A 13,085-nucleotide genomic window follows, 5' to 3' on the forward strand; every position below is an offset into this window, starting at 1 on the left:
GCTCCCACCAGCACGGTCATCCGGTCACCAGCCTCTCCTGAACCCCTCGTCCGACGAAGCGGCCGAGCACCGGCCAGAGCAGCACCACCAGAACCGCGGCGTAGATGGTCCAGGAGACCCAGCCGCCGATCAGGCCGTGCAGCTCGCCGCCGGAGAGCTGCAACGCCCGCCGGCCCTGCAACTCGGCACGGGGACCGAGGATCACCCCGACGATCAGCGGCAGGATCGGCAGCCCGAAGCGCCGCATGCCGAACCCGAGCAGGCCGAGGGTGAGCAGCAGGAACAGGTCGAACGGTTGGGCGTTGACCGCGTACGCCCCCATCGAGGCGAAGAAGAGGATGCCGGCGTAGAGGTACGGGCGCGGAATGCGCAGCAGCCGGGCCCAGGCGGGCGCGAGCGGGAGGTTCAGCACCAGCAGCAGCAGGTTGCCCACGAAGAGGCTGGCGATCAGCGTCCAGACCAGGGTGGACTCCCGCTCGAAGAGCAGTGGGCCGGGTTGGATGCCGTACTGCTGGAAGGCGGCCAGCATCACCGCGGCGGTCGCGTTCGTCGGCAGGCCGATCGCCAGCATCGGCACCAGCGTGCCGGCGGCCGAGGCGTTGTTCGCCGCCTCCGGGCCGGCGACACCCTCGATCGCGCCCCGGCCGAACTCCTCCGGGTGCTTCGTCAGCTTCTTCTCCGTGGCGTACGACAGGAAGGTCGGGATCTCCGCGCCGCCGGCGGGCAGCGCCCCGAACGGGAACCCGTACGCGGTGCCGCGCAGCCACGGCTTCCAGGACCGTTTCCAGTCCTGACGCCCCATCCACGGCCGTCCGACCGGGATCACCTCGGCGGCGCGTCGGCGCAGGTGCGCGGCGATCCAGAGCGCCTCGCCGACGGCGAAGATGCCGACCGCCACCACGACCACGTCGATGCCGTCGGCGAGTTGCGGGATGCCCAGGGTGAGTCGCTGCTGGCCGCTGACCGCGTCGATCCCGACGGTGCCGATGACCAGGCCGAGCAGCAGCGAGGCGAAGCCGCGTACCCGGGAGGCGCCGAGCACCGCGGTGACCGCCACGAACGACAGCAGCATCAGCGCGAGGTAGTCCGGCGCGCCGAGGCTGATCGCGAACTGCACCATCGGCGGGGTCACCAGCACCAGCAGCAGGGTGGCGATGGTCCCGGCGACGAACGAGCCGATGGCGGCGGTGGCCAGCGCCTGCGCGGCACGACCCGCCTTAGCCATCTTGTTGCCCTCGATCGCGGTGACCACCGACGAGGACTCGCCGGGGGTGTTCAGCAGGATCGAGGTGGTGGAACCGCCGTACATGCCGCCGTAGAGGATGCCGGCGAACATGATGAACGCCTGGACGGGCTCCATGCCGTAGGTGACCGGCAGCAGCAGCGCCACCGTCATCGCCGGGCCGATCCCGGGCAAGACGCCCACGGCGGTGCCGATGGTCACCCCGAGCAACGCGATCAGCAGGTTCATCGGGGTCACCACGTTGGCGAACCCGTCGAGCAGGTTTCCGAGGTTGTCCATCACAGGATTCCTTGCAGCACGCCGGCGGGCAGGTTGACGCCGAGCCCGATGGCGAACGTGTAGAAGGTGATCAACGACAGGGCGACGGCGATCAGCAGGTTGCGTACGTGGTGCCGGTTGCCCAACGCGAACGCCGAACCCCAGAAGAGCAGCGTTCCGCTGATCACCCAGCCGAGCGGGTCGATGAGCACCGCGTTGACCAGGAACGCGCCGATCAGCAGCAGCACCGTCCGCCAGTCGATCGGCGTGGTGAGGTCGACGTCCTCGCCGGCCTCCGGCTCGCCGCGGCCGCCACGGGACACGTCCACCGCGTAGATCGCGGCGACGATCAGCAGCAGCACGCCGAGCAGGATCGGCAGCGGCTTCGGGCCGATCGGGTCGGCGGTGCTGATCGCGTGCCCGGTCCGGATCCCGTCGACGATGACCAGCCCGCCGACCAGGACGAGGAACGCGCAGACCCCGTACTGGGCGCGGTCCGGCCGGGCAGCCGGTTCCGCGACGATCTCCGCGACGGGCGCGGCCGGCGGGTCGGTGGCCGGGGCTGTCGCCTCCGGGCCGCTCGGCTGTGCCGGCACCGGGGGTACGACCGCCGGAGCGTCGGCGGCCGACCGGGGCGGCGGGTCGCCGCCCCGGTCCGGTCGGGTCGTCATGCCGCTCACGCCAGCCCGAGCTGCTTGAGCAGGTCCGCCACCGACTTGTCCTGCTCGGTGAGGAAGGTGGCGAACGCCTCGCCGGTGACGAAGGCGTCGGTCCAGCCCCGCTTGGTCAGCTCGGCCTTCCACTCGGCGGACTCGTGCATCTTCGTCAGCGCGTCGATCCAGACCTTCTTGTCGGCATCGCTGATGCCGGGCGGTGCGACGATGCCCCGCCAGTTCGTGAAGACCAGGTCGATGCCGGCCGACTTCAGCGTCGGCACGTCCTTGAGCGCGTCGATCGGCGCCTCGCTGGTGACCGCGAGGACCCGGAGCTGGCCGGCCTCCACCTGGTCGAGGAACTCGCCGAAGCCGCTCGCGCCGAAGGCCACCTTGCCACCGAGCACGGCCGGCAGCAGCTCGCCGCCGCCGTCGTACGAGATGAAGTTGACCTGGCGGGGGTCGATGCCGACGGTCTTGGCCAGCTGCATCGGCAGCAGGTGGTCCGGGCCGCCGGGGGAGGAGCCACCGCCGACCGCGATGGCCTTGGGGTTGGCCTTCCAGGCCGTGACCAGGTCACCGATGCTTTGGTACGGAGACTCCTTCGGCACCACGATGGCGCCGGCCTCCTCGATCATCTTGGCCAGGGCGGTGGTCTGGGTGAGCGTCGCCGACGACTTCGAGGTGTACGACGCGCCGACCACGCCCAGCCCCATCTGCATGGCGAGCTTGCCGTTGCCCTTCTCGTTCACCATCCGCTGGAGGCCAACGGTGCCGCCCGCGCCGGGCAGGTTGAAGACCTGCACCCCGGTGGCGATCTTGGCGTCCTCCATCACCTTGGCCGCGGTGCGGGCGGTGGTGTCGTACCCGCCGCCGGGGGTGTTCGGCACCATGATCCGTAGTCCGGTGGCCGGCTCACCGTCGCCGCCGGACCCGCTGCCGTTCTTGTCCGCGGTGGCGCCGCAGGCGGCCAGCGCCAACGCCGTGGCGGCGGCCACGCCCATCACCAGCAGGTTTCTCCGAGTTGCCATCATGTTTCTCTTCCGTTTCGAAGGAGTCCGGCGGCAAGATGATGGCCCCCGGGCAGACACCACGTCTGCCTTGTGTCAGCAGCGGAAATTGAGGTCTTTGTGGTCGCGGTCACGCCTCGCCGTACGTTGGCCGGGCAGCTGCTGGTGCTCCAGCTCGCGATCATCGTGGTCGTGCTGGTGGCGGTGGCCGCCGTCTCGCTGGCCCAGTCGGCGGCGACCTTCAACCGGGTGGAGGGGCGGCGGGTGGCCGCCCTCGGCGAGCAGCTCGCCGGCAGCCCGTTGCTACGCGAGCAGCTCAACTCGCCGGCGCCGGCGGAACTCGTCGCGCCACTGGTGCAGAACGTGCTGACCCAGTCCCGGGTGACCTCGGTGACCGTGGCCGACGCCCGCGGCCGGGTGGTCAGCTCCACCGACCCGACGCTGGTCGGCAGCCCGCTGGTGCTGGGCGACGGGGCGGTGGCACGGGGCCGGAGCTGGTCCGGTGAGCTGGCCGTCGGCGACTCCCTGGAGCTGGTCGCCCAGGTGCCGGTGCTCGGCGACCGGGAGTGGAACCTGGGCCAGCAGCTCGGCGTCGTGATGATCGGCGAAGCCTCGCCGAGCTGGTCGGCCCGGCTGGTCGGCGCCTCGTCCTACCTCTTCACCTACCTCGGCATCGCCAGCGTGCTCGGCCTCGTGGGGTCCTGGCTGCTGGCCCGCCGGATCAAACGGCAGACCCTCGGCCTGGAGCCACGGGAGATCGCCGGCCTGGCCGAGCACCGGGAGGCGCTGCTGCACGGCATCGCCGAGGGGGTTATCGCACTCGATCCGCAGCTGCGGATCACCCTGGTCAACGCGGTGGGTCGGCGACTGCTCGACCTGCCCGAGCACTGCCTCGGCCGGAGCCTCGCCGAACTGGGGATCTCGGGTCGGTTGCGCGACGTGCTGGCCGGCGCCGACAACGACCCGGAGGCCCGCGACGAGGTGGTGGTGCGCGCCGGCCGGGTGCTGGTGATGAACCGGATGACGGTCAGCAAGGACGGCCGCCGGCTGGGTTCGGTGACCACCCTGCGCGACCGCACCGAGCTGGCCCGGCTGGAGCAGGAGATCGGCTCGTTCCGCAGCACCACCGAGCTGCTGCGCGCCCAGACCCACGAGTTCGCCAACCAGCTGCACACCATCTCCGGGCTGATCCAGATCGGTGAGCACGACGAGGTCGTCCGGTACGTCGACGCGCTGAGCCGGCACCGGGCCTCCCTCGACCTCACCGTCACCAGCCGGATCCAGGACACGGCGGTGGCGGCCCTGCTGATGGCGAAGTCGGCGCTGGCCGCCGAGCGCCGGGTGGAGCTGCGGATCTCCGAACGGACCGGCCTGGACCGCCTGGATCCGGCGGTCGCCGCGGACGTCGCCACGGTGCTGGGCAACCTGGTCGACAACGCCGTCGAGGCGGTGGCCGGCGGCCGGGAGAGCCGAACCCCGCCGCCCGGCGGCCCGGCCGGTGCCGCCGAGGAGGGCGCCGACCTCGCGGACGGACCGGCCTGGGTGGAGGTCGAGTTGCGCCGGGACGCCTCCTCGGTGGAGATCGTGGTCCGCGACTCCGGTCCCGGGGTGGCCCCGCAACTGGCCCGGGAGGTCTTCACCCACGGATTCACCACCAAGGCGGCGCGCGGTGGCGAACGGGGCATCGGGCTGGCGCTCACCCGGCTGGTCTGTCACCGTCGCGGCGGTGAGGTCGCGGTGACGAACACCGAGGAGGGTGCGATGTTCACGGCCCGGATGTCGGTGACCGGCGCGCTGGAGGCGAGCCGGTGATCGACGTACTGGTCGTCGACGACGACTTCATGGTGGCCCGGATCCACCGTGGCTTCGTCGAGCGGATCGACGGTTTCCAGGTGGTCGGCACGGCCAGCACCGGCGAAGAGGCGGTCGCGGCCGTCGACGAACTCCGTCCGGACCTGGTGCTGCTCGACCTCTATCTGCCGGACATGTTCGGCCTGGACGTGGTGACCCGGCTGCGGGCCGCCCGGCACGACTGCGACGTGCTGGTGATCAGCGCGGCCCGCGAGGCCGAGGCGGTGCGGCAGGCGGTTCGCTACGGCGCGGTCAACTACCTGCTCAAGCCGTTCGGCTTCGACGAGCTGCGGACCCGCCTGGAGCAGTACGCCGCCCGGCGCAACTCGCTGCGCGCCACGGTGGTCAGCGACCAGTCCGACGTGGACCGGGTACTGTCCCGCAGCGGCTCGCACATCGCCAGTTCGGCGCTGCCGCGCGGGCTCAGCGCGGAGACCGCCGAGCTGGTGAAGCGGGCCCTGCAGGGGCACGCCGGCACGTTCTCCGCCGCTGAGTGCGCCAACGCGGTGGGCATCTCCCGGGTCAGCGCCCGGCGATACCTGGAACACTTCGCCGACACCGGTCGGGCCCAGGTCGGTCTCCGCTACGGCTCCGCCGGCCGCCCGGAGCGGCGTTACAGCTGGCTCTCCTGACGGCCCGCCGCTCGAACGGAATTCTCGCCGCTCTGCGTCGCACGCCGAATCTCCTGGTTCGCCGACGTCGGGTCGCAACCGGTGGCTCGAAGCAGGTCGCTCGCGGCGGTACGGAGTTGGGTCACCACCGCGTCTCCGAACTCGTCGACTCCCCGGGCTCGGGCTCGGGCGGCCCGGTAGGCGGCGTCGCGTACCGCGTGGCGGGTCTTCTCGGTGGGACGCCCGGCGCGATGCTCACGGCGCAGCAGCTCGACCGCATCGGCGAGTCGTCCGACGCTGGCGGGCAGCTCGGCGGGGATCGGCTCGTGGTACTGCAGCGCCATCGCGGATCGGCGGGCCACCCCTCGGCTGTGTTCGATGACTCGTTCCAGGTGCACGGTCGCGCGGGCGAAACGTTCGACGTCCTGGCGGCGCAGCCAACGGGCAGGTGCCAGGCTGACCACCTCCTCGGCGCCGCTGAGCGCCTGGTGCATCCGGTCGAGGTCGGGTCCCATGCCGCGCAGCGTGTCCAATGCGCGAACCGCCCGCTGCTGATCGCCGTCCGTCAGCGCGGCGGAGACCTCCCTCAGCTGACCTGCGAGGCACCGGAAGATCGGAGCTGCGTCGCGGTCGAGGATGCGCATCGGGTTCAGCGGCACCAGCAACGCGACCACCACGAGGCCCACGCCGCCGCCGACCATCGCCTCGACGATCCGAGGCCATTCGAGGTCCGTCTGGGCCGGAGCCAACGCCGCGAGTAGCACCGCCGTACCGCCGGCCTGGCCGACGGCCGCCCCGCTGCGCCCGAACAGCACGAGCGTGGCGAGGATGGCGCATCCGACGATGAATCCCGTCTGCCAGAATCCGGTGCCCAGAAAGGCCAGCAGGAAGTCGGTGGTGGCGATACCGAGTCCGACGCCGAGCAGCAGTTCGATCGTGCGGTGGGCGCGCTGGCCGAGTGAGGCGACGATCGTACCCACCGCGGCGGATGGGGCGAAGATCGGCGAGGGATTGCCCAGCACGTCGTGCCCGATCGACCAGGCCAGGGCCGCGGCGAGCCCCGCCTGCACCGAGATCACCAGGGCGGCTTCCAGCTGACTCAGCCGCAACCGTCCCGCCCGCCCACCTCGGACCCGGAACCTGGCAGCGGTCGCCTTCGCTTTTTCGTCGACACGTTCGAGCCGCGACCGGTCAACGCCTCTCCGGCGGCGGCCATCAGGACTCATCGAGCACTCGTACCACGCCGACGCCCAGCAGATCCGACCAACTCCAAGACCATCACGAGATCGTCACGGTGCCGCTCGGTCGGGTGTGGGGCAGCGGATGAGGGCGTGGCGGGTCGGGCCGCCGCTACCGAGGTCGGAGCAGTCCTGCGACGAGCAGTTCGACCAGGTGCCGTGGGTCGTAGCGGGGGTCGTTGTCGGCGCCGATGCAGAGGTTTCCGACGCCGCGCATGAGTTCGTAGGCGGCGATGCCGGGGCGGATCTCGCCGGCCGCGGCGGCGGCGTCGAGCAGTTGCGTGCAGACGGGCACGAGGCGGTCGAGGAAGTAGGCGTGCAGGGTGTCGAAGCCGGCGTCGTCGGACCGCAGCACGCCGGCGAGTCCGCGCTTGGTGACCAGGAAGTCGACGAAGAGATCGATCCATCGGGCCAGGGCGGCGTACGGGGTCGAGCTGCTCGCCAGCAGGGCCGGACCGGCCTCGGCGCAGGCCTCGACCTGGTGCCGGTAGACGGCGATGATCAGGTCGGCCCGGGTGGGGAAGTGTCGGTAGATGGTGCCGGTGCCGACGCCCGCTCTGGCCGCGATGTCCCGTACGGGCGCTTCCACTCCGGCGGTGACGAAGACCGCGGCGGCCGCGTCGAGCAGGGTCTTCTCGTTGCGTACCGCGTCCGCCCTCCTGCGCTGAGGCGCGCGTTCGGTACCCCCGTCGTCGATCACCGCTCTGTTCCCTCCGCCACTCGACTTGGCAAACGGAACAGTGTTCCGTATCGTTAACGGAGCAAGGTTCCGTTTGGCTCATGATGCCAGACCCGGGGGCCGGCGACCAAGCCACGTGTCACCACCACCCCTCAGCGACAGGGAAGGAAACACCCCATGCAGTACCGCACCTTGGGCCGCACCGGCGTGCAGGTCAGCTCGCTCGTGCTCGGCGCGATGAACTTCGGCGACATCGGGCGTACCACCCAGGACGAGGCGACCGCCATCGTCCACGCGGCCCTGGCGAAAGGCATCAACCTCATCGACACCGCCGACATGTACAGCCAGGGCGAGTCGGAGGAGATGGTCGGCAGGGCCATCGCCGGGCGCCGCGACGACATCGTGCTGGCCACGAAGGCGAGCATGCCGATGGGCGACAAGCTCAACCACCAGGGCAGCTCGCGCCGCTGGCTGGTCACCGAGTTGGACAACAGCCTGCGTCGCCTCGGTGTCGACCACGTCGACCTCTACCAGATCCACCGGTGGGACCCGCGCACCAGCGACGAGGAGACGCTGTCGGCGCTGACCGACCTCCAGCGTGCCGGGAAGATCCGTTACTTCGGCTCCTCGACCTTCCCGGCCTACCGCATCGTCCAGGCCCAGTGGGCCGCGCGGGACAACCACCTGAGCCGCTACGTCACCGAGCAGCCCAGCTACTCGGTCCTGCAGCGCGGCATCGAGGCCCACGTCCTGCCCGTGGCCGAGCAGTACGGTCTCGGTGTGCTGGCCTGGAGCCCGCTGGCCTCGGGCTGGCTTTCGGGCGCGATCCGTGCGGGCCGGGAGGTCACGACCAACCGCTCGACCTTCATGCCGCAGCGCTTCGACACCGCCATCCCTGCCAACCGGGTCCGGCTGGACGCGGTCGAGCAGCTGGCCAAGGTCGCCGACGAGGCCGGCCTGACGCTGATCCAGCTGGCCCTGGGCTTCGTCACCGCCCACCCCGCGGTGACCAGCGCGATCATCGGCCCTCGCACCCTGGAGCACCTGCACTCACAGCTCGCCGCCGCGGACACCGTGCTCTCCGCCGACGTGCTCGACGCGATCGACGCGATCGTCGCCCCCGGCACCGACCTCGCCGCACACGAGAAGTTCGACACTCCGCCCGCCCTGCTCGACGCGGCACTGCGGCGCCGCTGATCGCTCGCGCCCGAAGCCCCGCGCATTCGACCGGCACCGGTCCGCCGACCGGTGCCAGTCGAATGCACCGCTTTGAGGGTATTTGGCCGCCTATGCTGGCGACCAGTGGTCCGAACGAAGGGCGATGTCGTGAACGGGGCTGAAGCACTGCTGCGGACCTTGGCCGACGGCGGGGTCGAGGTCCTCTTCACCAATCCCGGCACCACCGAGCTGCACCTGGTCGGGGCGCTGGACTCGGTACCACGGCTGCGGGGGGTGCTCGCCCTCTTCGAGGGCGTGGTCACCGGCGCCGCCGACGGGTACGCCCGCATCGCCGGGAAGCCCGCCGCGACCCTGCTGCACCTCGGTCCGGGGTTCGCGTACGGCCTGACCAACCTGCACAACAGCCGGCGCGCGAACTCGCCGGTGGTGAGCATCGTCGGCGACCATCCGACCTACCACAACGTGTTCGACTCGCCGCTGACCTCCGACATCGCCGCGCTCGGCGGCTGGCTGCGCGGTCCCGTCCGCCGTACCGAGAACGCCGCGGGCGCCGGGACCGACGCCGCCGCGACGCTGGCCGACGCCGTGGCGCCAGCCGGACAGATCGCGACCATGATCATGCCGGCGGACGTCTCGTGGGCCGACGGCGGAGTGGTCGGCACACCGGTGGCCCCCAGGCCGACGCCGGCGGTGACCGAGGAGGTGATCGCCCAGGTAGCGCAGGTCATTCGCGGTGGCGAGGCGACCGCGCTGGTCATCGGGGGGCCGGCGCTCCGCGAGGCGGGCCTGTACGCGGCGAGCCGCATCGCCGCCGCCACCGGCGTCCGGGTGTTCCAGGAGCTCTATTCCAACCGGGTCGAGCACGGGGCGGGCCTGCCCACGTTTCCCCGGCTGGGTTTCTACCCGGAGCAGGTACTCGAACAACTGGCCGGGGTACGCCAGGTGATCGTCGCGGGCGCCAAGGTCCCCGTCGCGTTCTTCGCCTACCCCGACCAGCCGAGCTGCCTGGTCCCGGAGGGCGCCGAGGCGCACGTCCTCGCCGAGGTCGGCCAGGATGCCGTCGCCGCGCTCGTCCAACTCGCCGACCTGGTGGCCACCGGCGCGGCGCCCGACGTCGCCGAGCCCCGGCGGCCGGCGCTGCCCAGCGGCCCGCTCACCCTGCAGAACTGGGTCGACGTCATCGCGGCGCTGCTCCCCGAACGGGCGATCGTCATCGACGAGACGGTCAGCTCCGGTACCGCGCTGGCGGCCGCCACCGCGGGCGCACCCCGGCACGACGTGCTCATGCAGACCGGTGGCGCGATGGGCGACGGCCTGCCGCTGGCCGTCGGCGCCGCCGTCGCCGCGCCCGACCGGCCGGTGGTGGCACTCGAGGCCGACGGATGTTCCATGTACACGGTCACCGCACTCTGGACCCAGGCACGCGAGCAGTTGAACATCACCACGGTGATCCTCGACAACCACGCGTACGCCATCCTGCGTCAGGAGTGGGCACACTTCAGCCGCCGGCCCAGCGCCGGAGGCCCGGACGCGAACCCGCTGTTCGGCCTGGCCGATCCGGCGGTCGACTTCGTCCGGCTGGCGGAGTCGTTCGGCGTGCCCGCCACCCGCGCCACGACCGCCGAGGAGTTCGCGGAGCAGTTCAGTGCGGCCCTCGCCGAACCGGGCCCGCACCTCATCCAGGCCGTGATCCCACCTGCCGCCTGATCTCCCGTCGCGACGACGGTTGTTGACGCACGGTCGGGCGGCGGCCGTGCCCGTCGACGCCGAGGCGCGCACCGACCGGTTGGCCGGCCTGACCGCCTCGGCGTCGACGCGACGTCCTACCACCGGTCGTCGACGGGCTCCCGGTCGGCGACTAGCTGCCGTCCCCCGCCGGGGCCTGCCGGGGAACGGCAGCGCCCGGCCGGTAGCTCCGCTCGATGTGGCCCGTCAGGTCCTCGGGATAGAAGTAGACGGGCCGAAGCTCGCCGCTCGCGTACCGTTCGGCCTGGTCGTTGAAGTGCGGCGAGTCCGGATGCCCACTCGCGCCACCCGCCGTCACCGCCCAGGCACGCAGCCTCGGCCCGAACTCCACCACCGCCACGAAGCTGTTGCCGCTGGTGCCGTAGTAGCGCTTCGTTCCCGGGTAGCGCCGGGCTCCGAACGAGGCGAGGGAACCCCACTGCGCGGAGGTGAAGGGCACCGCAAGGCTGGGCTTGGCGTCGTCGAAGGTCTGCGTGATCGCGCCGTCGTTGCGCTGGAAGCGGTTGATCTCGCCCCAGGGCACCTGCCAGCCGCCGAAGTCCTGGGTCAGCCGGTCCGCCGCTGCTTCGAGCGCGGTGAGCCGCTGCGCATCGGTGGCCCGCTCGGCCAGGTAGTCCCACATGGACATGCCGGCGTCTCGCGCCGCCTGGGACAGGGGCGCCCAGAGCGCTTCGCCCCAGAACACCGCCAGCGACGTCGCGGTCGATTCCGCGCTCCAGCGGAAGTCCCAACCGCGCAGCAGCTCGATCGGCTCGGCGAGCGCCGCCTTCTGCTGGTCGCCCTCAGGCAGCTTGTCCCACGCCGCGACCAGTCCCGGCACGAGCCGGGCGAAGGCGGTGAGGTAGGTGTCGAAGGCGGCTTCGATCAGCGTCTCCGGCGTGAAGTCCCGCCGCGCCGTCAGGACCCGGATGGCCTGCGGTCCGCGCGGGTTCTCGCCGGCCTGGTCGAAGTAGCGGGGGTAGTCGGCGGCCCTGGGGCTGTACGGCCCGGCCGCGGTCCACGGCCAGTTGTTCGTGTTGAAGGCCCAACCGGTCTTCGGGTTCACCGCCTGCGGAAGGCTCCGGAGGGTGTGCAACCCGCGCCAGTCGGTCGCCGGGTCACTGCCGTCGACGGGCTTGCGGTAGTCGAAGCGGTCGTCCCGGACGGGCATGAACTGCGGCATCAGGAAGGCGATCTCACCCTTGGAATCCGCGAAGAGGGTGTTGTTGGAGCTGTTGGCCTTGAGGCCCGCCACCTGGAGGTAGTCGGCGTAGTCCCGGGTCTTGGTGCGCAGGAAGCTCTGCTGCAGCGCCTCGAGGGGCTTGTTCATCAACGCGAACGCGATCCACTTGCCGTCGGCCTCGCGCACGATCGGGCCATGGTGGGTGGCGAAGGTGGTGAAGCTGCGCCGGGCCCGTGCGCCGTCCGCGGTGCGGTACGACAGGGTGATCGTCTTCGTGGTCACCGGCCGCAGTCCGGTGCCGTAGCGGTAGTAGCGGCGGCCCCCGGCCCCGGTCACGACGGTCTCGGCGAACTCGTCGACGTTGTCCACGCCGCTCGACGTGTGCATCCAGCCCGTGTGCGCGTTGAAGCCCTGGTAGATGAAGAACTGCCCCCAGGTGGCCGCGCCATAGGCGTTCAGCCCCTCGCGGCTGGTCACGTGCTGCTCGGAGCGGAAGAAGAAGCTGGTGTGCGGGTTGATCAGCAGCAGCGCGTGGCCGTCCCGAGTGTTTTTCGGCGCGATCGCCATGCCGTTCGAACCCTTGGGCTCGCGGAACAGCAGACCACGCTCCTCCTCGGTCATCTCCACCGGACGCTCGGTGTAGAAGGCTTCGAGCTGGGTGAGCGGCACCCGCTCGATGTCGCCGCCGATGCTGCCCTCGGAGAAGCTCAGCGGCATCCACGGCTCGAACCGGGTGATCACGCGGGGCCGCACCTCGGGGTGCGTCGCCAGGTAGTAGTTCAACCCGTCGGCCCAGGCCTGCATGAGCTTGCGTAACCAGGCCGGGCTCTTCGCGTAGTCCCGCTTCAGCACCTCGGGGTCGATGAACAGCCGCTGGCGCAGGTCCTGCCAGATCGCGGTCTCGCCCTCGGCCTCGGCGAGGCGGCCGAGGCTGACCAGATAGTTGCGTTCGACCCGGTTGAAGTCGTCCTCGGCCTGGGCGTACATCATGCCGAACACCGCGTCGGCGTCGGTCTTGCCCACCACGTGGGGGATCCCCCAGTCGTCGCGGGTGATCGTCACGTTCGCCGCCTGCCGACGCCAGCGGGCGAGGTCGGAAGCGTGCTGCGCGGGCGCGGCGGACGCGCCGCCGGCCGGCAGTCCGGCCGCCACGGCTCCAGCGGCCAGTCCGGCCGCACCGCCCAGGATGCGGCGCCGGCTCAGCCCTTCGTTCTGCGGGTGGTTCATGGCTTGGTCCACCTTCTCGGGAGGTCAACCGATCTTGCGCGGTCAGCGCGATCGGTGGGGTGGTGGGGCGCGCCCGCGGGGTGCCCGGCAGCGGCCCGGAGTGGATGGTGTGGACGCGGGCTCACCGCGCTGAAGGAGAGGTCCGTCATGGGCAGCTCCTCGGATGCTCGATTCGAGGAGCGTATGTTGTATACGTTGGGGGGAGCAAGACCTCGATCAATGCCACGT

At 71.2% G+C, this 13,085-nt stretch carries 10 protein-coding genes; 4 read left to right on the top strand and 6 right to left on the bottom strand.

Annotated features, from left to right (window positions below; genetic code table 11):
- Positions 1 to 16 precede the first annotated feature (16 nt).
- Genes ACIBBA_RS09065 through ACIBBA_RS09075 form a run of 3 tightly spaced genes read right to left on the bottom strand, consistent with a single transcriptional unit; the run spans position 17 to position 3,185 of the window.
- Positions 17 to 1,522 (bottom strand): tripartite tricarboxylate transporter permease, encoded by a 1,506-nt coding sequence (locus tag ACIBBA_RS09065; RefSeq protein WP_396695314.1) that lies wholly within the window; start codon positions 1,520 to 1,522, stop codon positions 17 to 19.
- Complete coding sequence (locus tag ACIBBA_RS09070; RefSeq protein ID WP_396695316.1) at positions 1,522 to 2,172, bottom strand: tripartite tricarboxylate transporter TctB family protein; 651 nt, start codon at positions 2,170 to 2,172, stop codon at positions 1,522 to 1,524. The genes ACIBBA_RS09065 and ACIBBA_RS09070 overlap by 1 nt, the downstream gene beginning before the upstream one ends.
- Positions 2,173 to 2,177: 5 nt before the next feature.
- Positions 2,178 to 3,185 (bottom strand): Bug family tripartite tricarboxylate transporter substrate binding protein, encoded by a 1,008-nt coding sequence (locus tag ACIBBA_RS09075; protein ID WP_396695318.1) that lies wholly within the window; start codon positions 3,183 to 3,185, stop codon positions 2,178 to 2,180.
- Between the two features lie 99 nt (positions 3,186 to 3,284).
- Between ACIBBA_RS09075 and ACIBBA_RS09080 the strand changes: the two genes are divergently transcribed.
- A complete protein-coding gene (locus ACIBBA_RS09080) occupies positions 3,285 to 4,976 on the top strand; it encodes an ATP-binding protein (RefSeq protein ID WP_396695320.1) in 1,692 nt (563 codons plus the stop codon).
- Positions 4,973 to 5,647, top strand: coding sequence for a response regulator (locus tag ACIBBA_RS09085; protein WP_350873880.1), 675 nt, complete (start codon positions 4,973 to 4,975; stop codon positions 5,645 to 5,647). Before ACIBBA_RS09080 ends, ACIBBA_RS09085 begins: the two co-directional genes overlap by 4 nt.
- Here the strand turns inward: ACIBBA_RS09085 and ACIBBA_RS09090 are convergent.
- Both ACIBBA_RS09090 and ACIBBA_RS09095 read right to left on the bottom strand, forming a co-directional pair.
- On the bottom strand, positions 5,629 to 6,735 hold the full coding sequence (locus ACIBBA_RS09090; RefSeq protein WP_396695322.1) for an aromatic acid exporter family protein: 1,107 nt from the start codon (positions 6,733 to 6,735) through the stop codon (positions 5,629 to 5,631). The two genes, ACIBBA_RS09085 and ACIBBA_RS09090, sit on opposite strands and share 19 nt — an antisense overlap.
- A 241-nt stretch (positions 6,736 to 6,976) precedes the next feature.
- Complete coding sequence (locus tag ACIBBA_RS09095) at positions 6,977 to 7,564, bottom strand: TetR/AcrR family transcriptional regulator (protein WP_396695324.1); 588 nt, start codon at positions 7,562 to 7,564, stop codon at positions 6,977 to 6,979.
- Positions 7,565 to 7,720: 156 nt separating this feature from the next.
- Between ACIBBA_RS09095 and ACIBBA_RS09100 the strand changes: the two genes are divergently transcribed.
- Complete coding sequence (locus ACIBBA_RS09100) at positions 7,721 to 8,740, top strand: aldo/keto reductase (RefSeq protein ID WP_396695326.1); 1,020 nt, start codon at positions 7,721 to 7,723, stop codon at positions 8,738 to 8,740.
- A gap of 129 nt (positions 8,741 to 8,869) precedes the next feature.
- Positions 8,870 to 10,429 (top strand): acetolactate synthase large subunit, encoded by a 1,560-nt coding sequence (locus ACIBBA_RS09105; RefSeq protein ID WP_396695328.1) that lies wholly within the window; start codon positions 8,870 to 8,872, stop codon positions 10,427 to 10,429.
- A gap of 151 nt (positions 10,430 to 10,580) precedes the next feature.
- Here ACIBBA_RS09105 and ACIBBA_RS09110 read toward each other — a convergent pair whose 3' ends face one another.
- Positions 10,581 to 12,857 (bottom strand): penicillin acylase family protein, encoded by a 2,277-nt coding sequence (locus ACIBBA_RS09110; RefSeq protein ID WP_396695330.1) that lies wholly within the window; start codon positions 12,855 to 12,857, stop codon positions 10,581 to 10,583.
- Positions 12,858 to 13,085 lie beyond the last annotated feature (228 nt).

It is taken from the genome of Micromonospora sp. NPDC051006, assembly GCF_044456245.1.
Taxonomy (GTDB): domain Bacteria; phylum Actinomycetota; class Actinomycetes; order Mycobacteriales; family Micromonosporaceae; genus Micromonospora.